The following is a 23,586-nucleotide window of genomic DNA, read 5'->3' as shown; positions in this document are numbered from 1 at the left end:
TTAATGTTTTTCGAAATAATTCACTTTTTGACCATATCTAATCATTTTTTTCGTCATTTCATCCGTAATATTATTCCATACAAAACCCGTTTTTCTTAACAGCACATTCGTTTTATCTCCCATTATATGGAACAATGTTTGTTCGACATCATTAAATGTTTTCAATTCATCTCCTATACAATGCAGCTGTAAATTATATATATCTGATGCATATTGATTAAATTGCTTTTCATCAAAGATATAATCTATAAATTTATCAATTGAAGTTTCTTTTACATCTATGTCTAATCCATACGTTGTTAAAAGAGCTGATAAGCTTACATAGTTAGGATTGAAAATGTGATGAGTCTCATTCATTAATTCTTTTTTATTAAACAACTTAATAATTGCCTGACTAACATCATCCACACATGCAAAATCTATATCTCTTTCCATTTCTGGAACCAATCCAATTCTTATATATGATTTCATCATTGAGTATAATGCATTCTGCTCTATGTTTTCTTGAAACCTTCCTGTTTTAGAATCAAAACCAATGTTTCCCACTCGAAAAACATTTACATTTATTCCCTTACCCCTCGTTTCCAGTACAATCTTTTCAGCTTCTAACTTTGTCTTTGGATAAGGATTTTCAATAATTTGCCCTAAATCATTATCATACTCCGTATACAATATATCTTCGTTATTCTTTACTACACCAGAAGCTACAGCCAATGTAGAAATATGATTCACATCTTTCTTTACTCCCTTAAGCGAAAAATCAATTACATTTCTCGTGGCTAGAACGTTTGCTTCATAGGATTTTTCATATTTCCCATAATGACTAACACTGCCTGCTGAATGTATAATACATTGGATTGTTTCACTCAAATATTGATAGTTCGGCAGATCTAAGCCCATATGTTTTTTTGTCAGGTCGCCACTATATACAAAAATTCTTTTCTTATACTTATCATAAAAAGATGTTCCAAAATAAGAGCAAACTTTTTCTTTAATGCGATTTTCTGCTTGTATACAATTGTCGCTTCTTACAATTAAATGTACATTGCAATCTAATTCAGTTAATAAATCATGTAATAAGTAAACGCCCAAATATCCCGTGCTTCCTGTCAATAGAACTTCCTTATAACCGGTTTGGCAAGAAAGGTTGATTTCGTAATACTTTTTGTTTCTATCATCATATAAACTTCGTATCGCTATGTCTCCTCTTATCTTCTCCTCCATTAACCGATGCCTTTCTCCTCTAGCAATCAGATAAGTTGCTAATGCATCTGGAATGGTCTTCTCCTTTTTATATGTCATATGCTGCGCTAGATCAGAGACTCTAGGGTATTCAAATAAATGATTAATAGAAATATCAAAATCCTTCTGTAAGCTCGAAACAACATTGATAGCCGTTAATGAGCTACCTCCTAATTCAAAGAAATCATCATGGATACTAACTTGTTTTACTCCCGTAACTCTCTTATATGATTCTATAATTTTCCTCTGTTTATCATCTTTCGGAACAACATTCATCTTTAGCTCTTCTACATAGTCACTTTGCGATAAAGGGGAACTCTCTTCCATTTCAATATCCTTAGAAAGGCTAAAGAACTGCCGTTCAAAAGGATACGTAGGGAGTGGAACACGATATCTTCTTTCTTGCGAAAAATACTTGGACCAGTTAATCTTCACGCCATGAATATGCAACTTACCAATATTTTGAAGCAAGTAATTGTCATCAAAAATTTTTTCTTTAGGATGCCTTACAGTATTAATAATTGGGCATTTTGATTCTCCTTGAGTATGTTGTCTAACAAAACTACTTAATGTTCTACCTGGTCCAACCTCCACAAAAATACTTTCCGTACCCGATAGTAGATGCTTAATGCCCTCAGAAAATTCCACTACATGTCGCAGATGATTCACCCAATAATCTGCACTTTTTGCTTGTTCTTCCGTAATCCATTCTCCTGTCAAATTGGATATAAATGGTATTTTAATGTCCTGGAAATTAATTTCTTTTAACTTCTTTCCATAGGTATCTAAAATTGAGTCCATCATGGATGAATGAAAGGCATGGGAAGTTGTAAGTTTTTTGAACTGAAAACCTTTCCTAATCAATTCCCCCTCAAAAGTATAGATTGCCTCATCAAAACCTGAGATTACGCATGATATTGGACTATTCACTGCGGCAATAGATACATCTTGATTCATTAGTGGTAAAATTTCATTTTCCGAAGCCATTACACTTATCATGCTGCCTTTAGGTAATTGTTGCATTAAGGTCGCCCGCTCATACACCAACTGAAGCGCTTGCTTTAATGAGAACACTCCCGCCAAACAAGCAGCCACATATTCCCCTATACTATGTCCAATCATGCCGTCCGGATAGATGCCCCATTCCATTAGTGTTTTTGCTAATGAGTATTCAAAAATAAATATTGCAGGCTGTGTATTAGATGTTTGATTTATATCATCTCTCATTCTAGCTTCCAGGTCCTTTGGATATAAGACTTCCTTCCAATCAATCCCACTAATCTCTTCTAAAATCTCACAACAAAGATTCACTTCATCTCGAAATCTCTTCTCTTCATTATATAAATCCAATCCCATATTTACATATTGTGCACCCTGCCCGGGAAACATGAAAATTATTTGCTTACTACCGCCATCACAAATGTTAGTTTGAACCTTAGCAGAATTTTGAATAAAAAATTCTCGCTTCGCTTCCTCTATATCCGAAACCACTAATGCTCTTCGATATTTTAAATTTTTCCTTCCATTTAAAAGTGTATAAGCTACATCAGCCAAATTCACATTATTGTTATGATTTAAATATTCAGCTAACTTTTCAGTTTGCTCTTCAAGAGATTTTTTCGTTTGTGCAGAAAAAGAAAGTAATTGATATCTCCTACTCCGCTCAGAAGCTTCTCTTTGGGGAGGTTCCTCAAGTACAACATGGGCATTTGTTCCTCCCATACCAAATGAACTTACTCCTGCTCTTAAAGGAAACTCTTGGTTCTTCCATTCCGCCAATGTATCCTGTACATAAAATGGACTATTACCAAAATTAATTTTTTCATTTGCTTTCTCGTAGTTAATGCTTGGTGGAATCATGCGATTCTCCAAAGCAACTACAGTTTTTATCAAACCTGCTATACCTGCAGCGTTATCAAGATGACCAATATTCCCTTTAACCGATCCAATACCACAAAAATTATTCTTCTCTGTATTAAATGCCAACTTCAAGGCTTCAACCTCAATCGGGTCACCTAGCATTGTTCCAGTACCATGAGCCTCTACATATGATATACTTTCAGATTCTACCTCGGCCATGTGATGAGCTGCTCTAATAACAGCAGCTTGTCCTTCTACACTTGGCGCATTAAAACTAACCTTATCAGCGCCATCATTATTTATTGCGGATCCTTTCACAACAGCATGGATGAAATCTCCATCAGCAATCGCATCCTCCATACGCTTCAAAACAACAATTCCCGCTCCATTTCCATTGACCGTTCCCCTAGCATTATCATCAAAAGGTCTACAGTGTCCATCTGGTGAAAGAATCATGCCATCCTTGTATAAATACCCTCTTTTCTCAGGTAATGTAAGTGAAACCCCTCCAGCCAAAGCAATGTCACAATCTCCACTTAATAGAGCTTGACATGCCAAGTGCACAGCAACCAATGAAGAGGAACATGCAGTTTGAACTGTATAACTAGGACCTTTCAAATTTAATTTATGTGATAATCTGGTGCCGAAAAATTGAGAACCATTTAAAAATTCTGCTTCTTTTATAAAATCTTTCGCTCCATCATATACCGCTTCTAACCAATATAAGTTTGTAGATGCTCCAATATAAGTACCAATTAAACCATTAAAGGTATCCGAAAAGTAAGCACTACTCTCTAATGCTTCCCAAGCACACTCGTGCAAAATTTTCAGCTGTGGATCCATTACCTCTAATTCCCTAGGTGAGTAATTAAATAATTTATTGTCGAACCATTCTGTTCCTGTAATAGCCCCACCAGCCTTTATATAATTGGGATTTTGGATCGTTTCTAGATCAATTCCTCCTTTCTGTAACTCCTTATCTGTGAAGAAAGTTACCGATTCTACACCATTCTTCAAATTTTCCCAGAATTCATTTATAGTATCTCCACCAGGAAATCTGCAAGACATTCCAATAATAGCAATCTCTATACCATTTCTTATCGGTTCCTGTGCACTATCATTCATTCGAATCCCTCTTTCTTTGACGTCTTTGTTTTAACCTATTTTTCGATTCCTTTATTACCTGAACTCTATTTGAGTTCATTTTTTCCTGTACCCTGCTCTCAGCGGTCATCTTTAATTGCTGGGATAGAGAATAAATTGTAGGATATCTAAATAGCATCATTACAGTTATGTCGATGTTCAAATCATTTTTCAACCGTTCATTTACTTGAATAATATTCAGTGAATTCCCACCAAGTTCGAAGAAATGATCATAAATACCGACCTGATTTACCCCAAGTACCTGTTTCCAGATCTCCGCTATCATTTTTTCTAGATTCGTTCCAGGTGCTATATAAGTAGTACCTAACGATATATAATTCTCATCATCCTTTTCTTGCAAGGCTCTTACGTCGACTTTGTCGTTATTCGTTACAGGCATACTCTCTAATTGCACAAAATGTGACGGAATCATATATTCAGGTAACTTATTCCTCAAATACTCCCTTAATTCTGTACTGGTAACCTCTTGGTTTGTAATTAGATACGCACACAAATAGCTTTCATTACTTTGATTTTGTTTCGCAACAACAATTGCATTATCAATATATTCATGATTTAAAATGTGGTTTTTTATTTCATCTGGCTCTACTCGGACTCCCTTAACCTTTACCTGATGGTCAATCCTTCCAATATACTCAATGTCCCCATTAGGGAGCCACCTTGTAAGGTCTCCCGTTTTATACATTTTCTCACCTGGAATAAATGGATTGGACATAAATTTTTCATCTGTCAAATCTGACTTATTGATATATCCCCTTCCTACACCTGCCCCAGCAATATATAACTCCCCAGTCACACCAATAGGTACAGGATAATAATCTTGATTTAAAATATATGCCCTATAGTTACTTAGAGGCTTACCTATTGGTATGCTCGAACCCTCTTCATTTTCACGACAAATATAGTATGTTGAAAAAATCGTCGTCTCGGTTGGACCATACAGATTAATAATCATCTCAGCATTAACAGTACTCTTTAATTGATCATAAAGACTCTTTGTAAAGACCTCACCGGCTACAAGAACATAGTTAAGAGGTTGACTTATGACAATATTATCTATTAAAACTTTCAAATGGGTAGGTACAGCGCCCAAGACATTAATTTTGTTTTTCTCAATAAAGTTCCACATATTTCTTGGCTCAGCGATTAGCTCTTCCTCAGGAATATATAACCTACCCCCAGAGAGAATCGGGAGAAGGATTTGTTGAACAGAAACATCGAATGTGATTTTTGCTAGCAATAAATGATTCATTTCTTGATTAAATTTTAATTTCCGAATGAGTCCTATCAACTGATTCACAATATTCTTGTGTTCGACCATAACCCCTTTAGGGTTACCGGTTGTTCCAGAGGTATAAATTACATATGCCAAATCGTCGGGCTGGTTTATGTTTTCAAGATGACAACCATCTTCTTTACAGTTTATTTCATCATCCAACCTAATTACTTCCTGTTCAAAAGTAAAGCGTTCCTTCACATTATTTCGGACCAGAACCAACTGACAATCACTGTCTCTCAAAAAATATTTTATCCTGCTTATTGGAAGAGTGGGATCAATCGGTAAAAATGCCCCTCCTGCTTTTAGCACACTGAGAACTCCTATGACCATTTCTAAGGAAGGCTCTGCAATAAGTCCAACAACGCTATTTCTTTGCACTCCCTTTTTTCTTAAAGTGCGGGCCAGTTGATTTGCCCTTGCATCCAGCTCAGAGTACGTTAGTGTCATTTCTTTATATACGATGGCATTTTCTGATGGACCTTCTTTCACTTTCTGCTCAAATATCTCATGCACCGTCATTTGATACGAATATTCATCCGTCGTATTATTAAATTCATAAAGAACGGTTTTCATCTCTGATTCAGACATCATCTGGATATCTTGTAATGGTATATCCATCTTTTCGGTAATCTCATCAAGTAGATAAATAAAATGTTCTGCTAATCTTTGTACTGTATCCTTCTTGAATATATCCTTACGATACTTCCACTTAAAATGCATATCTTCATTAATTTCTAATACATGAATGAACATATCAAATTGAGTCATACTACTTTCAAATGGGAATTTTCGGAAAGTTAATTCCCCTTTATCCTTAAAGAAATACTCATCATTATCCAAAGAAAACATAATATCAAATATTGGATTTCTCCCTGTATTTCGATAAGCATCTACTTGATTTACTAACAATTCAAACGGATATTCCTCATGATCAATGGCTTTTATTGTATTATCCTTCACTTCATCCAGAAAATTCAGAAACGTTTTTTTGCGACATGGGAAATTTCTTATTACTACCGTATTCACAAACATACCAATAGTCCGTTCCAAACCTGGACGAGATCGGCCAGCTGTAGGGGTACCAATCGTAATATCTTCTTGACCCGTATATTTTAAAAACAATACATTTAAAGCAGCAAGTAGCACCGTATATAGGGTTGTCCCATTCTCCTTCGCTATCTTTTTCAAACGCTTTGTCAAATCGTATCCCGCCATAATTGGTACATAATCACTATCATAAAGTTGCACCGGGTGTCGTGGATAATCTGTATTTAACTCCAGTAATGGAGGTTCATCTTTAAATATGTTTAGCCAATACTTTTCTTTACTCTTAAAATCATCAGTCTGAAAAAATTCTGCCTGCCATACTGCATAGTCTCTATATTGTAATTTAATCGGAGGCAAATCTTTATTTAAATAACTATCATAAAATTCCTCCATAATTATGTCCATCGATATACCATCAAAGACAATATGGTGAGCATCAGTTAACAGCAAATGCTTATTTTCTCTGATTTTAATAACTTTGATTCTAAATAGAGGAGGTTGTCCCAGATTAAAAGGTGTAGCAAACCCATGTACATACTCCATTAATTCTTCTTCCGATGCTTCAACGATATCAACAATAACCTTTAATTTAGGATGTACATACTGCACCACTTGTCCATTGATGAATGAAAACGATGTACGTAAAGATTCATGACGATCAACAAGATGTTGGAAAGCTCTCACCAACATATCATATTCGAGATCACCCTCTATGATTGTCCCAGACGGTAAATTATAAGCTACTGAATCACGATTAAGTTGCCACATAATAAATAGCCTTTTTTGCTGTGATGAAACAGGATAGTATTCTCTTGCTTCAACAGGTAATATAATTGAACTTTTATGTTGTTCCCCATCCAGTATTAGAGTTGTAAATTCTTTTATAGTTGGCTTTTTAAACATTTCACTTAAGTGTATATTCACGTCAAATTCTTGGTTAACTTTCAATATAATCGAAGCAGCATTTAAAGAATGCCCACCTAACTCAAAAAAATTATCATACACTCCTATCTTTTGAATATTAAGAACATCTCTCCATATATGTGCAACCTTTTTTTCCAATTCGCCTTCTGGTGCAACATAGTCGAAGTCTGATACTGGATCCAAGTTGGACACTGGCAATGCTTTACGATCAATTTTCCCGTTTTGATTGAGTGGCATTTTTTTCAGTTGAGTGAAGTAGGTTGGCACCATGAAATTCGGCAAACTTTTAATAAGGAAATTTCTTAATTCTGAGTTTGTTATATGCACATTGGCAACAAAATAAGCACTTAATACTTTCGTACCGAAAGTATCTTCGATTGCAACAACAACAACCTCATCTACATCTGGATGCTTCATAAGACCAGTCTCTATCTCCCCAACTTCTACCCGAAACCCCCTTATTTTCGTAAGATTATCTTTCCTTCCAATAAATTCAATATTCCCATCAGGCATCCACCTTGCCATATCTCCTGTTTTATAAACTTTTTTTTCGGTAATTTTCGGAAACTCTACAAATTTTTCTCTCGTTAAATCTGGAGCATTATAATACCCACGTGCCAATCCAACCCCAGCAATACACAGTTCTCCCGTTACACCAATAGGTACAAGATTCATTTCTTGATCAACAATGTATATTTTGACATTATTAAGAGGCTTCCCGATTGGAATCACCTTCAATTGTTCTATCTCTTGATTACTAATTCTATAGAAAGCGGCTAAATCCGTGCATTCCGTGGGACCATACGTATTTATAATTTCGCTCTTGAAATTTATTGATTTAACTAAAGGTTTGAGTTTTTTACAATTTATCGATTCACCACCTAAAAAAATACGCTTCAACGTGATTAACCTACTAAAATTAGTTCTCTCATTATAATCAACCAATGGATAAAAACCACTTGGGGTACAATTAATGCTCGTAATTTTATGAACATTTATATAATCAGACATTTTATTGTAATCATACATACCTGACTCAAAAAGGTGCAATCGCCCGCCTTTTATCAATGGAGCAAATAAATTTTTATGCGCTGTATCGAAACTAATTGGGGCAATTAATAATACATTATCGGTTGGATTCATATCAAATTCATTGGTATACCAATTGAGCAAATTCATAAATGAATTTCTTTTCACCATAACTCCTTTAGGGTCACCAGTGCTTCCAGATGTATAAAGAACATACATTAAGCTCTCTAATGGGATTTTCAATTCTAAATTCCCACTCATTTCTATAGGTGTACCGTCTCTCAAAGTTGTATCTATATCAATAAATCTAGTGTTTTCATTTATAAAATTAAATTCATTATTGCTGTACTTCAATATGATATCTACATTAGAATTACTTAGAAGATAATTAATTCGTTCATTTGGATAGTTTGGATCAATCGGTAAATATGCAGCTCCTGCCTTTAAAACACCTAATATACCAATTGGAAGTTCAAGCGATCTATCTAACATAATTCCTATTACAGAATCTTTTTTAGCTCCTAATTCAACTAATTTATGTGCTATATGATTTGCTTTGTTATTTAATTCCTCGTAAGTTAAATTTTGATTTTGGTAAAAGACTGCTAGCTTATGTGGACTTTTAGCTACTTGAAATTCAAACAAATCAACAACAGATTTATCCTTAGGAAAACTTGATGTTGTGTTGTTAAACTCATTTAGAATACGATTTCTCTCATTGGATAAAATGTCGATTTCAGAGAGCCTTATACTCGGATTAGCTACTACCACTTTTAACAAATGAGTCAGTTGATCTATAACTCTTCCAATCAAGTCTTCTACACTTTCTTTACAAGTGATACAACACTCTAGTTTATCTCCATGCCATTTAAAATTAAAGACGGTATCTGCATTTGTATAATGATTAGAAATATTATGTTGAATATTTTCAAACTGTATGACTGTACGAGGATTCAGTTTATTAGAATTTGCATTCTCATCTCCTAAAAGTTTTGCTAATCGCTTATGCGATACTTTCTGATTTTTATTTGCCTCTGTAATGTTTTGTTGTACTTTTAATAGAAGCTCTTTAAATGTCATATTACTATGGACATTACTTCTTATAATCAAAAGATGATCATAATATGCTGTGCCAGATTTTGATTGAATTACTGGCGTTCCAATAGAAATATCTTTACTATCCGTGTATATTGAGAGTAAATATTTCACACTAGCAATCAAAATGATAAACATTCCATATTCAGAATGATTACTTATTTCATTAATTTCATGTGATATGTTTTCTGATAATCTATATGTAAATATTTTTTCTTCCTGATTTTTCACATCAACTTTTTTATTAAAATTTACAAAACTACTCATTTCTAAATCCGTTGATAGTTGATCCAACCAAAACTTCTCCTCTTTAGTTAACAAATCTGCATTATAAACATCATTGCTCATAATAATCTCCTCTCCCAACCAATGTTGAATTAATAAGATTTATAATATCAATGTAATTTTCATTAATAAAAAAGTGATCTCCTGGATAGCCATAAACAACAGTATCTCTCGAAGTAAACTCACACCATTTTTTCATGTATTCCTCAGTAACATCATCCAGCTTACCGTACATTGCAGTAATACACGTATTTAACTTGTACAATTCATTACTGAATTTATATTCTTCTATCAATTTAAAGTCAGATCTTAAAATTGGGATAAATATATCCATTAACTGCTGATTATTAAGAATTTCTTTTGGAGTACCATTTAAATTTAATATCACATCTTTAAATTCTTTTTCTGGTAAGTTAGACACTTTTTGTTCTCTAATAAAATTTGGGGGCTTTACACCTGATAGAAAAATATGCACAGGAGCATTAAGATTTCTACTTTCTATTTCCTTACAAAGTTCATAAGCGATAAGCCCGCCCATACTGTGACCAAAAAACGCGTAATCGCAATTACCTACAACTCTATATATACATTCGAATATATCATTAATTGCGTGATTCATATCATCATAACAATCTTCTTGAAATCTTTTACCCCTTCCTGCGTATTGAATTGGTTTCAATTCAATACTAGGATGTAAGTAATTTTCCCACTTACTATATATCGAACCGGATCCACCAGCATAAGGAAAACAAAAAAGCATCGTGTTATTCATATACTCTCCTTTCCTATGAATCAAAATTATTTACTAAATTTTAAAAGGCTCTATAGAACTTAATTAGCCACCTAACATCTCCCAATTTTTTTATTAATCTAGCTCCCATTTATATTTTAGGGTGCAATCAGGAATTATCTTTGGTAAACCATTAAATTTCCATACAGCCTATGTAGCACAACACGTATAATGATCTATTTCCCTTTCACTTTATTCCAAAATGGTATCCGTCCTTGTATATCATCTATTACAGAAGAGAATCCTGGTGCAGTGGAAAAAAAGAACCCTGTACAATGATGCGCTTTTTGATATTCTTCATCTTTCATTAAAATAAGATGAGCCTTCTTTATGTTAAAGTGTGGAACAGCAGGGAACAAGTGATGTACCAAATGGTATGAGTTTCTATGAGGATGAATGAGAAAGCGCTCAAACCAATTCCCAAAAGAATTTCTTGATGCAAATATCTCATTTTCCGATTCTAGTCCTGCATGTTCGGCCATTTCAGCCCAATATTTTAACATTTGAAAAGTTGTTAAAAATGGAACTACCCAAAATAAAATCAACTCTTGCCAGAAACCGAAAACAATTGAACAAATAATGATAGCGCCCCAATATAGAGTCCTGATTATTTGATCAAATCTAGGTTCCTCTTTTGCATATGCTGTTACTTTGATCATTCCAATCAAATAATTCGGCACATGTACTAAGAACAAAGGCTTTAAGCAATGCTGAATAAAAAATTTCATTTTATTTTTAGTCGGTTTATCTAACCCAACAATTTGATACCTTTGCTTATCAGGGTCTATCTCACTCCATAAATACCTGTGGTGATTCATGTGACTCTTACAATATGCTTTATAAGAAATCATTATCGGATAAGCAGCAAAGAAACATGCAACCCACTTATTTAATTTACGATTTTTAAAAAGCATACGATGACTTGACTCATGCATCATAATATCAAGGCCACGCATACGGCTACCAATGATAACAATACTAATCAAATACATCCACATAGTAGGGATAAAATAATTCAATGCAATTACTAAGGACACAATACCCCAATCCAATCCTATGGCAAAAAAATTATACCAATTGTTGGTTTTTTGTAATTCGCGAATTTCCAAGTTGATTTCTTTCGAAAAACGATGCTTCTCTAACTCTTTCTTTTGACTTTCCCCTAAATCGGTAGTTCCTCTAATCATATTATTAACTCCTTTATATAGAAATTAATGCTGTTGATTTATATCAGGAATCCTTCATTTAAATCCTTAACAAACACCCTTAGGCTCTCAAAATTTATACTCTAATTAATCATTTAAAGCGAACAATCCAACAGTTTTTATAAGCATATTAACTCTTAGTTAAATATTCATATCCTTTTTTATTTTGTAGGTATCAAAAAACATCCATGAATCTCAAAAACTAAATCTTTTTTTCAGAAATTAATTTATCAATCCCACTTTTAATAGGAACTACATTTCGTTCCACATTAGACATAATATGGAATTGCATCTTAGACTTTGCATTTACAGATGAATGAACCCTCACACCTGGATCAAATCCAAATACAAAATATTTGAGAATCTCATCATTTTCCATTGAAATCCAAACACCATATCCATAATGTAAACTATTATTTTTCACATAAGGAGTTAACAACTGATTAGTGTACTCTTTATTTAGGAGTTTCCCATTAAATAATCCATTCCAAAATTCTCCTAAATCTAAAACTGTTGTAAAAGCCCCTCCATCTGGCCCACCAACTATAGGGACCGAATAGATATTAGTTCTCCAAGTGTTATCATCTTTATTATCTATATATCCAAGTGCAGTTCGTTCCGGCAGTTGATCCATCCGGAAATATCCTGAATCTGACATGCCGCAAACCTGAAATATATTCTCTTTTACATATTCTGCAAACTTCATCCCTGTCAATTTTTCTACAATCAACCCAAGTAAAATATAACCTGCATTACTATAAGAAAATTTACTTCCAGGATTAAACTTCATATGATAATTTTGAAACATAGGCAGAAAATCTGCAGGAGATTTAATAGAATACATTGGGGTATCCTTCCATAAATCTTCAAAATCATCCATTTCTTCTTCATCAAAATAATCTGGTATGCCCGAAGTATGAGTTAATAAATGATGAATTGTAATACCTTCATAAAAATGTGGGAATGAGTCTTCTAAACACTCTTTCAAACAAGTATCAAAAGTTAAAACACCCTTTTCAACTAATTGACATATTGCAACTGCAGTAAAAATTTTACACCCAGAAGCCATACCAAACCGAGTACGTGATGTATTAAAAATTTGTTCACTTCTATTCGCATATCCAAATCCATCTTCAAAGATCTTTTTTTTATTTTGAATTAAAATCGCACCTGAGAATGGTAATTTATCATCATAATTCTTTATAAATTCTTTTATTTCTCCAGAAATTATCACTTACCCAATCCCCTTTTATTTTTCTGATTTTTCCAACTATTAAACAGGGTTAATTGTAACTTCATTTAATTTTCAAAGCAATCTAAAATACATAACAAAACTTGAGAAACTTTTTTAATAATTGAATTGACTTCAAAAAAAAAATAAAACATAAGTTTGTTCATTTCTTCAAAATAGCTATACAATAACACTTAATATAATTCACATGATTTCTCAATAAATCTTATATCGCTCTCTATAATTTAATGGTAGTTGATAAATAATAAAATTAATTATACATTTAAATTCTCTTGAGACTATTATTTATATTGTTAGTGAGGTCATTATGAAAAAAATTGATAGTTACTTAGAAATTATTGCAGTTAAATTAGGAATTTTACTACCCTACAAAGACATAGAGCTGAAACTCACAGAATTACCTAAAAATGAAAGGGAAAGAATTTTAAGATTTCATAAATTAGAAGATCAACAAAGAACATTATTAGCTCATCTATGCATCAGAAAACGTTTGCAAAGATTATTGCTCATACCTGCAGATACTATCTCTATTAAAAGAGATCGAACAGGCCGCCCTTTTTTAAATAAATATCATGGTTGGAAGGGGGATTTTAATTTATCTCATTCTGAAGAATGGATTATATGTGGACTTGCTTCAACTGGACGAATTGGTGTAGACATTGAAAAAATTCAACCTATAGATCTTTCCGTAACCGAACTATGCTTTACTCAAGAAGAAATTGACTATTTTCAGTATATTCCTCACGATAGACAGTTATCGTTTTTCTTTGATATTTGGACTCTAAAAGAATCATTTGTTAAAGCAATTGGAAAAGGACTTCTATATCCATTAGATAGTTTTGGCTTCAATATGGACGATTGGTCCCAAAATAAAATAACCTTACGGAACACTAATTCCGATTTTAGTCAATTCTATTTCTGCCTAAATCGGTTAGAGCAAAATTACACTATCGCGGTTTGTTATACAGATTTGGAACAGATAAACAATTCATCTATAAAGATACTAGATTATTCTGAGTTCCTATAATTATTTTACGTTTTTTCTAGAGCAATGATACACCCGTCGTTATAAAAAACTGAAAATACAGAAAAATAACAACTTATAATAATCACTTTAATTATTATAAGCTCAATCTTTTTTAAGTTCATATTTTATTACGTTTTATCTTCTGTATCCAAAAATATTTTAAGCTTCAATCATTGTATAACAATTTAAAAATCACCTATATTGGAGGATTATAAGAATGAGTATATTAAAGTCATATTGCTCAAGTGAATATAGTACGTTAAAAAAAGTTATACTATGTGAACCATTATATATGAATATTTCTAGTGGTATAAACAAGACCCAAAAATATTTTATCGATTTAGGCTTTAATGTAAATCTAGCGAGAGAACAATATTCAAAATTTATTGATATACTTAAAGAAAATAGAATACACACTCTAATGCTACCTCCTAAAGTCCGCTTTCCCGAACAAGTTTTCACAAGGGATGTCGGCTTTACCATAGGAGAAACAGTTTTTATTTCTAACATGAAAAATGAAGTTCGCAAAGGGGAAGAGCGAATTTTCAAAAAAATATTGTCAGAACAAGATATTGCTTATATAGATTGTATTAATAGTCATATAGAAGGTGGTGACGTCATTATCGATCAAGATATTGTATATATTGGCGTGAGCAATCGAACGTTATTTAACTCTGTAAAAAAACTTCAACAGTTTCTCACACACTATAAAATAATTCCTGTTCCTTTTTCCAAAGATTTTTTACATTTAGATTGTGTTTTTAATATCATTTCAAAGGAAGAAGCCTTAATATATCCACATGCATTTAGTAATAGTACATTAAAAATGTTATCAGATCGTTATAATTTAATAGAAGTATCTAAAAAAGAGCAATTTACTTTAGCAACCAATGTATTATCTTTAGGCAATAAAAAGATGATTAGTTTACCCATTAATACTACAACAAATAAAGAGCTGAGACTTAGAGGTTATGAGGTTATTGAAATCGACTTTGGAGAAATTATAAAATCTGGCGGATCTTTTCGCTGCTGCACTCTTCCTCTACAAAGGGGATGATTAAAAAACTAAAAATTAAAAGCTCACATTATAAAGGTGTTACGTTATTACGTAACACCTTTTCTCAAGGATAAACTTCCTTTACTTCTCTTCCGGATAATCACAGTACTCAATGATTGTTCCCTCTGTATCCGCTGGGTTAAGATAAATTAATCGTCTACCATGTTTATTAATTCGAAGCGTATGTTCTAACGTTCGAATCCCTTGTTCCTTTAATTCTTCTAAAGCTACATCTAAATCGTCTACACGATACGCAACATGATGGACACCTTTCCCTTTTTGCTTTATAAATCGTGCTATTGGAGAAGTCGTATTATTCGTTGGCGCAAGTAATTCGATTCTATCACCATCAACTTCAAGAATAGCTACTTCGCTTTCAACACCAGGTGCTTCACTTACGTATCGATCTATTAAAGTTCCTGATAAAACCTTTTCATAAAACTGTATCGTACTATCTATATCACGAACTGCGATCCCGATATGGTCAATTGTTTTTTTCATTTTATTTCCCCTATTACTTTATTTTTTTCTATTCTTATCAATAGTAACAAAAAAAGTTATAGAATCAAATTCTATAACTTTTTTCATTTAACTTATTTTCTTATTTGCATCAGCTGCTGGTTGCACTCCATTTTTCGTTTTTACAACGCTAATACCATAGCCGATAAATCCACCGATAATCGCTGGGAAGATCCAGCCTAATCCTACTTCCTGCATCGGAAGGAATTTAGTGAACACTTGGCTTACTACTTCAATGTTAACTCCAGCTGCACTTAATCCATCGAATAAGCTGATGATAAATGTTACGATTAAGCTCACTTGATAAACTTCAGCTCTACCTTTGAATAACGAGTGGAAGAATGTTAAGAAAATCAGCACGATTGCTAGTGGATAAATTGCTGTTAATACTGGCACAGAAACTGCAATTAATTGCGTTAATCCAACATTTGCAACAATTGCACTAAATACACATAGCGTGATTGCGATTGCTTTGTAAGGAACATTTGGGAATAACTTATGGAAAAATGAAGAACACGCTGATACAAGCCCCACACTTGTTGTTAAACAAGCAACTGTAATCATTAACCCTAATAATACCCCGCCATATGATCCGAAATAGTAGTTAGAAACTTTTGCTAATACTTCTCCGCCGTTTTCTAAATGTCCAAGCTTCGCAACGCTTGAAGCTCCCATATAAGAAAGAGCTGTATAAATAATTGCTAAAATAGATGCAGCAATCAGTGTTGCTTTTGCACAAACAACCATAATTTGTGTTTTCGTTTTCGCACCTTTTTCTTTAATTGCATTAATAATGATGATCCCAAATACGAACGATGCAAGCGTGTCCATTGTTAAGTATCCTTCTTGGAATCCTTTGAAAAATGCATGTGATGTATACCCTTCAACTGGTGCTTGCATTTCTCCAATCGGATGAATAAAAGCAACAATTACTAAAATACCGATGAATGTTAATTTAATTGGTGTTAAGATTTTTCCAACAATATCGACAATTTTCGCAGGATTTAGCGAAAAAAAACAAGTAATACTAAAGAATATAATTGTAAAAAGAATTAACGGTGTAGAACCTAATCCCTCTGGCATAAACGGCTTAAGACCAATTTCATAAGAAACATTTCCCGTTCTTGGTATTGCAAATAACGGACCGATTGCTAAGTATAAAACTGTTGTAAATACAATCCCAAACACTGGGTGAGCACGACTTGCTAATGACTGTAAATCATCTTTACCTGAAAAACCAAATGCTAATACACCTAGTAATGGTAAACCTACTCCTGTTACTAAAAATCCAGCGTTAGCAATCCATACATTCTCTCCTGCCGATTGACCAAGCATCGCTGGGAATATTAAATTTCCTGCTCCAAAAAATAGTGCAAATAACATTAATCCGATAACTACTATGAACGAAAACGGTACTTTATTCGCCATAATATAACCCCCATTCAAATTTCCTTATTTCATTTTCCAATTTTAACTAATTGAATTTTCTGAATATTTAATTTAAGTATCAACTATTCTTGAACTCATTATAGTTTGTTATATAATATTTTGCAATACTATTTTCAAACTTTTCATTTATTTTATGAATATACATTTTTTAACATGGAAATTAGACTAAAAAACCAACATGGTCATCCATGTTGGTTTTACATTTACTATCATTAATTAAAATTTCGCCGCTACTTTCTTAACGTTATCTAAACCTTCTTCAACAATTTGCTGTGAGCGATCTGGATATTGATTGTGTCCTTCAATTACAACTGTCTCTGGATTTGCAATTCCCCAGAACCCAAGTACGTTTGTAACGTAATTAACAGCCATTTCCATAGGAGCCATTTGTTCAGAAGAGTAATCTGAACCACGAGCACCTAAAACAACTACTTTCTTATCACCAACTAAACCTTCTGGACCGTTCGCTGTATATTTAAACGTTTTTCCCGCTTGAGAAAGATATGAAATATACGTGATTAATGGTGCTGGTACTGTAAAGTTCCATAATGGGAATGCAAATACTACTTTTTCAGCTTCTAAAAACTGATTTAAGTACTTATCCACTGTAGCAACTGCCTTCTCTTCTTCAGCTGTTATCTCCATTCCTTGACTACGTTTATATCCACCTGAAATAGCGATATTTCCGTAATACGGAAGATCTAATGCGAATAAATCTAACTCCGTAATTTCTGTATTCGGATTTGCTTCCTTATATGCACTTACAAATGTTTCATACATTTTTGAACTAATTGCTTGCTCCGCTGGACGATCGTTTGCTTTTACAAATAATACTTTTGACATTGTTTTATTCCCCTCTACTTTTGTATTTTCTTCTTTTTTACCAAATAACGAGCTAAATAATCCCATTTTCTTCACCTAAACTTTCTTATCATATTCATTATTCATCATCATAAAAATTCTTATTCTAATAAAAAATTCCAATAGATACCTTAACCTAAGTAACTCAAAACTTTTTGTTATTTAATTACCTTATGTAAGTGATTGTAATACATCTACTTACTTTAGTCAAGTAACTTCTCAAAAAGAAAAATATCTCGGGTTAAAAATAACAAAGAAATATATTTCCTCATTCGAAATGATAAATTCGAAAACACATAAGTGAAATCCCTTGTATAATACAACTAGAGAGAGAAATTCATCTATAGAGAGGATTTATTAATGAGTACTTTAGAAAAGATTCAAACCTTTATCATTCTTGCAGTTGTTATATTCGGGGTTATATTAGGACAATTTAATATGATACATATGCATTCAGAAAAATTTATTGTCCCCTTCTTATTTTTAATGCTTTACGGATTATTCCTCAGCATCCCATTAAATGATATAAAAAATGGCTTCCGTAACTTAAAATTCGCTGGAACAAGCCTAGGTATTAACTTTATATGGACACCTTTTCTTGCTTGGGGATTAGGCGCGTTATTTCTTTCAGATCACCCAGCACTTTGGGTCGGCTTTATTATGTTAATGGTTACTCCGTGTACAGACTGGTATTTAATTTTCACAGAGATCGCAAAAGGTAACGTCGCATTATCTACATCAATTCTACCAGTAAATTTAATTTTACAAGTACTACTGCTTCCAATATATTTATTTTTATTTGCTGGTGTAATGAAGACTGTAGCGGTTTCTATTTTAGTAGAAAGTATTATTATCGTAATCGTCTTACCATTTTTACTTGCGCACGCTACAAAATTCATTATGCATAAAATGAAAAAAGCTGAAACACTTGAGAATAAACTCATTCAGTTTTTTAGCTCTGCTCAAATTGTATTTTTAAGTTTAGCAATAGTAGCGATGTTCGCCTCACAAGGTAAGTACTTATTACAAAATATGAATGTTGTTTTATTGTTACTTATACCAGTATTACTGTTCTTCATAATTAACTTTATACTAGGACAGTTTGTAGGACGTATGATGCATTTATCCTATGAAGACACTGTAAGCCTAAGCTTAACAACATTAGCGAGAAACTCGCCTGTTGCACTCGCAATTGCTGTGACTGCTTTTCCAGACGAGCCTCTTATCCCGCTTGCATTAGTGATTGGACCGTTAATAGAACTACCAGTACTAGCGTGTGTGTCACAAGTGTTATTACTTATTAAGAAAAAACAGCAATACACATAAAAAAAACGTCCTACTTTGGGACGTTTTTTTATTGTCGAGAAAGTATAGAAGTAACGATACTTATCGGCTCTAAGGATTTTATACGTTATAGAAAATTAGCTTGTCGTTACGTTAACAAAGTCTTTCTAATTAAAAATTATAGGGAAAGTAAATATAACGAAAGCTGCCCAAAGTCCGTAAATTGGCAAATACTTCGTAACGGCATCTTGGATAGCTGTCGGTCCTGATTTGTTTTGTAGAAAACGCATATAGGAAAACATAATCCAAATTAGATTTGCCCAGATCAGTATGTTTACTCCTAAGACAGCAAGTCTATTAGGTGTAATCCCGTAAGAAGAAAGTCTGAATACGATGGCTGACAAAGCTACAGTGTCAATAATAAGCGCAAGAACAATTAAGGCAAAATTGATATAATCTGAAATGTTCTTTTTCTCGTCTGATTCACTCTCAACAATGGAAAATATGGTAACAGCCAATACACCAAGGAGTATTCCGTTGAAGGCCATTAGGAAATTGCGGTCCAAGAACGGATTTTTCCCGACCCATATAACCGTTATAAGATAAATCAACAATGTGATCAAGACGAGAGGACTAAAAATTTTAGATATGTATGGTGTAATATTCTTAGCAAGTTTAAGATTCATTGATGCCAAGTATGCAGCCACAATAGCGAGAGCGGCAGCACCAAATAAAATAACATTACTAAAATAGAAGTCTTCTATATTCAAGTCAACAAACCTAAATAACTGCATGGTTAATGCTGCTAGTACCATTCCGCTCACTGCCATGCTGGCGTAGAGAATACAATATTCCAAATTAAATTTAATATAAGCTAATCTCGTACTTCCTTTTGAATATTCATTTCCTGTAAACGCAAGCCCTACTAAGACCCATAAGAATATAGGAAGATGTAAATACGCAAGGATACTGCTGTCTTTATAATTTAATGGCAACATATTAAGATACACCCCGGCAATTAGGAACAATGCTGCAAGGAAATAAATAATACTTTTTTTCGGAGTATTATTGTAAATAAAATAAGCAGCAATAAAGGGAATTACACCAAAAGCCAAGTTAATTGGAGCAATTGCTTCCTGCTCGACAAAATGGAAGATTACCCTGGTGCTTAGCCCTGCCAGAATAGCTAAAATGCCCATGAATAAGAAACCTTTTTGAAACAATGAAGGTTTTTCTGTATTTGCCGTCTCCTTGAAATGCAATCTTTCATACCAAGCACCAAGAACCTGAGAATCAGGGTTTTCATCCCATGCTTGTGAGAATGACTTTTTAAAAGCTTTCGGGTCTTTTCTATACATTCTCTCCAACTCATGAGGGTTATCCATATTTTCAATTATCACATTGTTAACCTCCATATTTATACCTCCTCTAATTTTAAAAATAACGTTGTTACCTTTTCCATAAAAAGCACCACACTTATTTATTCTGATTTTGATTTTAATATAATTTTTATCGTTTTGCAATAAATTTTTATTATTTTAGATAGTATTTTTGTTGTATATTTTTATTCCAAGCAAAAACAAAAAGCATTCCTCATTCAAAGAAATGCTCTATAACTTTTTATAAACATCGGTGTAAGCTACTTTCAGCTGCTCTCTTCATTGCTTGTTTTTATTTTCTAATTCCCTATTTTTCCTTTATATAAAAGAAATGATCAAAATGATATAAACGCCCAATTTAATAACACCTTTCCAAACAATTATTTCAAATAAATTTTAGTGCTAGTATACAAAACTCTGTAATTATAAAATAAAAAAGCATGACATAAAATTGTCATGCTTTTTCTTTTCTATCTATATTTTCAAACCTAATACAGCACATTTTACTCGGGAAAGAGCTTTTTCATTTGTTGAAACCACTTATGTCCTTGTATAAAAAGTTCTTTACTAATAAGTAATCTAATTACTGCGTTTTTCAAATTAGTAAAGAACTTTTTACCTTTTATTTATATATCTACAGTCAGTTTTGAAACTTCCTCAAGTAAAGAACTTTTTATCCCGGCTCAATTTTTCTTAAGATGTCTTTATTACTTGATTGAAGGCTATTTTTGCTTTGTTCATATCTCCTAATCAACCATTTCCCAAAATTGAGATGCTACTTTGGAAATTCTTTGGTCTTTTAATTTTACTATTACAGGCTCTAACTGAAAATCAAATTGTTTCAATTCAAAAAGCGTTGTATGTTCTAAAAATGATGATGTGTAATCCATTCTTGGAATAACGGATAATCCTAGTCCTCTACTAACAAGTGCTACAACCATCCTTATATCTTTACACTCGATAATGATATTTGGCTTAACTTGATGTTCATCAAATACTTTGAAAAGGTCTTCATTGAAGGAGAGTCCTTCCATTGCTCCTAGCATAATGAATGGAAACTGGGCAATCTGTTCAATCGTCACATGCTGTGATGAAAACGATGTTGCCCAACTTGATGGAATAATCACAGCGGTTGGTTGTTTTTTTAATATTTTCATCTCATATTGTTCACTATTGCCCAATCGTAAAAGTAAGGCAACATCAATTTCTCTTTGTTCTAGTCTTTTTAATAATTCTTCTGAATTTCCAGTTACTATTTTTATTTTGACATTAGGGTATTGTGTTCTAAACGTACTAACATAGTCAATGAGCATATTCGAACATGTAGACGATACACCGATACTTACTGTTCCGCCTATACCTTGTTCAATTTCTTGAATTTGCTGCTTTACATCTTGAATTTGCATTAACATTTGATTGGCATATTGGTATAGTATTTCACCTGTTGCTGTAAGCTCCCATTTTTGACGATATCGATGAATTAAAGTTGTGCCAAGATCAGTTTCAAGCTTTTTTAATAATTGGCTAAGTGGGGGCTGCACGATATGGAGCACTTCTGCTGCCTTAGAAATGCTTCCTTGTTTCACAATTTCTTTAAAGTAATATAATTGCCTGAAATCCATTGTATCTCTCCGTCATATGTTTTTTGATATGATTAGTTTATCATATATATATTTTTCATATGTCGAATTTGACGTTATATTTAATTCTATAGCTATAGTCTTTATATTGATAATATTAACTAGAAAGTGAGAGATACTATGAATCATTGGAACAGAACCTTGAAGCGCATCATCTTATACGTGCTCGGGTTATTTTTTATGTCGATTGGCATTAGCATGTCGATTCAAGCAGGATTTGGTGTATCGCCTGTGTCATCATTAGCATATGCAAGTACGCTAACGATTGGTTTATCGGTTGGTGTGACAATGGCGCTTGCAAATGTTTTATACATTATTATTCAAGTGATATTAAGTAAACGAATGGAGTTAAATGAATTTGTGAGTCAATTCATTATTTCGTTTTTATTTGGGTTTTTCATGGATGCAACACTCTTCCTTGTACAACTTTTCCCTGCACCTGAAACTCTCCTTGCTCGAAGTGTATATTTGATTGTTAGTTTATTTGTTATAGCGGTCGGTTTAATGGGCTATACAACAGCGAAACTGCCATTAATGCCGTATGATGCGTTAACTTATGCAATTAGTGAAAAATTCAATTTAAAATTCGGTAAAGCAAAAATTTTGAGCGATTTAATAAACATTTGTGTGGCTGGTGCAATCTGTATAGTTTTCATTCAATCATTAGGCTCAATCGGAGTCGGCACACTAATTGCCGCCTATTTTATCGGCAAAATTTTAGGGTGGATGATACCGTATTATCAACCAACTCTCCAACAATGGGTATTTAAAACAGAGAAGGCTGCCTAAGGAATCATAATAAAGTACAGGAAAAATAGATGAATCAAATTCCTCAGCCGAAATCAAATAATGAATTTTGCATCTTACCAAGTGCCAGTCCACATTAGGAATGGCATTTCTTTATTACTGCCTTTTCTTTGACCTTCTATCACTTTGGTTAAATGATAAAACAAACATTGTATTAAAACTAACCTGCCGTTTAGTTAAAGAAGGATCTTTAAACAACTTTTTTATATTTTAAAAGACTTTATTGTAAATTAAATAACTTTATTGCTACTTAACCCTATTTCATACCATCTTTTCAAACAATTAATTCAAATAAATTTTAGTGCTAGTATACAAAACTCTGTAATTATAAAATAAAAAAAGCATGACTTAAAATTGTCATGCTTTTTCTTTTCTATCAATAATTTTTTCA

14 protein-coding genes are annotated in these 23,586 nt (G+C 33.0%); 4 read left to right on the top strand and 10 right to left on the bottom strand.

All coding sequences use genetic code 11. The features are described from left to right. The 5 genes from NSQ08_RS08025 to NSQ08_RS08005 all read right to left on the bottom strand — a co-directional run bounded on the left by NSQ08_RS08025 (nt 1) and on the right by NSQ08_RS08005 (nt 13,154). On the bottom strand, nt 1-4,227 hold the full coding sequence (locus NSQ08_RS08025; RefSeq protein WP_340773327.1) for a type I polyketide synthase: 4,227 nt from the start codon (nt 4,225-4,227) through the stop codon (nt 1-3). Further along, nucleotides 4,220-9,988, bottom strand: coding sequence for an amino acid adenylation domain-containing protein (locus tag NSQ08_RS08020; protein ID WP_340773324.1), 5,769 nt, complete (start codon nt 9,986-9,988; stop codon nt 4,220-4,222). Before NSQ08_RS08020 ends, NSQ08_RS08025 begins: the two co-directional genes overlap by 8 nt. Beyond that, a complete protein-coding gene (locus tag NSQ08_RS08015; RefSeq protein ID WP_340773321.1) occupies nt 9,978-10,697 on the bottom strand; it encodes a thioesterase II family protein in 720 nt (239 codons plus the stop codon). Before NSQ08_RS08015 ends, NSQ08_RS08020 begins: the two co-directional genes overlap by 11 nt. A gap of 194 nt (nt 10,698-10,891) precedes the next feature. After that, nucleotides 10,892-11,902: a fatty acid desaturase family protein gene (locus tag NSQ08_RS08010; RefSeq protein ID WP_002189230.1), complete on the bottom strand. Its 1,011-nt coding sequence runs from the start codon at nt 11,900-11,902 to the stop codon at nt 10,892-10,894. 220 nt (nt 11,903-12,122) lie between these two features. Then, nucleotides 12,123-13,154 carry a serine hydrolase domain-containing protein gene (locus NSQ08_RS08005; protein WP_149190385.1) on the bottom strand — a complete coding sequence of 344 codons (1,032 nt, stop codon included), beginning with the start codon at nt 13,152-13,154 and terminating at the stop codon, nt 12,123-12,125. A gap of 325 nt (nt 13,155-13,479) precedes the next feature. Between NSQ08_RS08005 and NSQ08_RS08000 the strand changes: the two genes are divergently transcribed. Together NSQ08_RS08000 and NSQ08_RS07995 are read left to right on the top strand one after the other, a co-directional pair. Next, entirely contained in the window at nt 13,480-14,199 is a 720-nt protein-coding gene (locus NSQ08_RS08000) for a 4'-phosphopantetheinyl transferase family protein (RefSeq protein ID WP_002141318.1), read from the top strand. Between the two features lie 217 nt (nt 14,200-14,416). Beyond that, on the top strand, nt 14,417-15,256 hold the full coding sequence (locus tag NSQ08_RS07995; RefSeq protein WP_340773311.1) for a dimethylarginine dimethylaminohydrolase family protein: 840 nt from the start codon (nt 14,417-14,419) through the stop codon (nt 15,254-15,256). Nucleotides 15,257-15,337: 81 nt separating this feature from the next. Here the strand turns inward: NSQ08_RS07995 and NSQ08_RS07990 are convergent, their stop codons facing one another. The 3 genes from NSQ08_RS07990 to NSQ08_RS07980 all read right to left on the bottom strand — a co-directional run bounded on the left by NSQ08_RS07990 (nt 15,338) and on the right by NSQ08_RS07980 (nt 18,133). Further along, on the bottom strand, nt 15,338-15,757 hold the full coding sequence (locus NSQ08_RS07990) for a VOC family protein (RefSeq protein ID WP_002126861.1): 420 nt from the start codon (nt 15,755-15,757) through the stop codon (nt 15,338-15,340). An 87-nt stretch (nt 15,758-15,844) separates the two neighbouring features. Further along, nucleotides 15,845-17,203: a branched-chain amino acid transport system II carrier protein gene (gene brnQ, locus NSQ08_RS07985; RefSeq protein ID WP_002135709.1), complete on the bottom strand. Its 1,359-nt coding sequence runs from the start codon at nt 17,201-17,203 to the stop codon at nt 15,845-15,847. 237 nt (nt 17,204-17,440) lie between these two features. After that, nucleotides 17,441-18,133: an FMN-dependent NADH-azoreductase gene (locus NSQ08_RS07980; RefSeq protein ID WP_002165961.1), complete on the bottom strand. Its 693-nt coding sequence runs from the start codon at nt 18,131-18,133 to the stop codon at nt 17,441-17,443. Between the two features lie 312 nt (nt 18,134-18,445). Between NSQ08_RS07980 and NSQ08_RS07975 the strand changes: the two genes are divergently transcribed. Continuing rightward, entirely contained in the window at nt 18,446-19,411 is a 966-nt protein-coding gene (locus tag NSQ08_RS07975; RefSeq protein WP_340773304.1) for an arsenic resistance protein, read from the top strand. A gap of 125 nt (nt 19,412-19,536) precedes the next feature. On the opposite strand, the gene NSQ08_RS07970 is transcribed toward NSQ08_RS07975, so the two are convergent. Then, nucleotides 19,537-20,784 (bottom strand): DUF4153 domain-containing protein, encoded by a 1,248-nt coding sequence (locus NSQ08_RS07970; protein ID WP_002126853.1) that lies wholly within the window; start codon nt 20,782-20,784, stop codon nt 19,537-19,539. Nucleotides 20,785-21,494: 710 nt separating this feature from the next. Then, nucleotides 21,495-22,370: a LysR family transcriptional regulator gene (locus NSQ08_RS07965; protein WP_340773299.1), complete on the bottom strand. Its 876-nt coding sequence runs from the start codon at nt 22,368-22,370 to the stop codon at nt 21,495-21,497. 138 nt (nt 22,371-22,508) lie between these two features. Between NSQ08_RS07965 and NSQ08_RS07960 the strand changes: the two genes are divergently transcribed. Then, nucleotides 22,509-23,177 carry a YczE/YyaS/YitT family protein gene (locus NSQ08_RS07960; RefSeq protein ID WP_340773296.1) on the top strand — a complete coding sequence of 223 codons (669 nt, stop codon included), beginning with the start codon at nt 22,509-22,511 and terminating at the stop codon, nt 23,175-23,177. Nucleotides 23,178-23,586 lie beyond the last annotated feature (409 nt).

This window comes from Bacillus sp. FSL E2-8887 (genome assembly GCF_038007205.1).
GTDB lineage: Bacteria > Bacillota > Bacilli > Bacillales > Bacillaceae_G > Bacillus_A > Bacillus_A mycoides.
The sequence above is the reverse complement of the archived record's forward strand: the minus strand, read 5'-3'. Positions and strand labels throughout refer to the sequence as shown.

Coding starts and splice junctions, on each gene's coding strand:
- NSQ08_RS08025 (WP_340773327.1), bottom strand. CDS start 4,227: ATGAATGATAGTGCACAGGAACCGATAAGAAATGGTATAGAGATTGCT.
- NSQ08_RS08020 (WP_340773324.1), bottom strand. CDS start 9,988: ATGAGCAATGATGTTTATAATGCAGATTTGTTAACTAAAGAGGAGAAG.
- NSQ08_RS08015 (WP_340773321.1), bottom strand. CDS start 10,697: ATGAATAACACGATGCTTTTTTGTTTTCCTTATGCTGGTGGATCCGGT.
- NSQ08_RS08010 (WP_002189230.1), bottom strand. CDS start 11,902: ATGATTAGAGGAACTACCGATTTAGGGGAAAGTCAAAAGAAAGAGTTA.
- NSQ08_RS08000 (WP_002141318.1), top strand. CDS start 13,480: ATGAAAAAAATTGATAGTTACTTAGAAATTATTGCAGTTAAATTAGGA.
- NSQ08_RS07995 (WP_340773311.1), top strand. CDS start 14,417: ATGAGTATATTAAAGTCATATTGCTCAAGTGAATATAGTACGTTAAAA.
- NSQ08_RS07990 (WP_002126861.1), bottom strand. CDS start 15,757: ATGAAAAAAACAATTGACCATATCGGGATCGCAGTTCGTGATATAGAT.
- brnQ (WP_002135709.1), bottom strand. CDS start 17,203: ATGGCGAATAAAGTACCGTTTTCGTTCATAGTAGTTATCGGATTAATG.
- NSQ08_RS07980 (WP_002165961.1), bottom strand. CDS start 18,133: ATGGGATTATTTAGCTCGTTATTTGGTAAAAAAGAAGAAAATACAAAA.
- NSQ08_RS07975 (WP_340773304.1), top strand. CDS start 18,446: ATGAGTACTTTAGAAAAGATTCAAACCTTTATCATTCTTGCAGTTGTT.
- NSQ08_RS07970 (WP_002126853.1), bottom strand. CDS start 20,784: ATGGAGGTTAACAATGTGATAATTGAAAATATGGATAACCCTCATGAG.
- NSQ08_RS07965 (WP_340773299.1), bottom strand. CDS start 22,370: ATGGATTTCAGGCAATTATATTACTTTAAAGAAATTGTGAAACAAGGA.
- NSQ08_RS07960 (WP_340773296.1), top strand. CDS start 22,509: ATGAATCATTGGAACAGAACCTTGAAGCGCATCATCTTATACGTGCTC.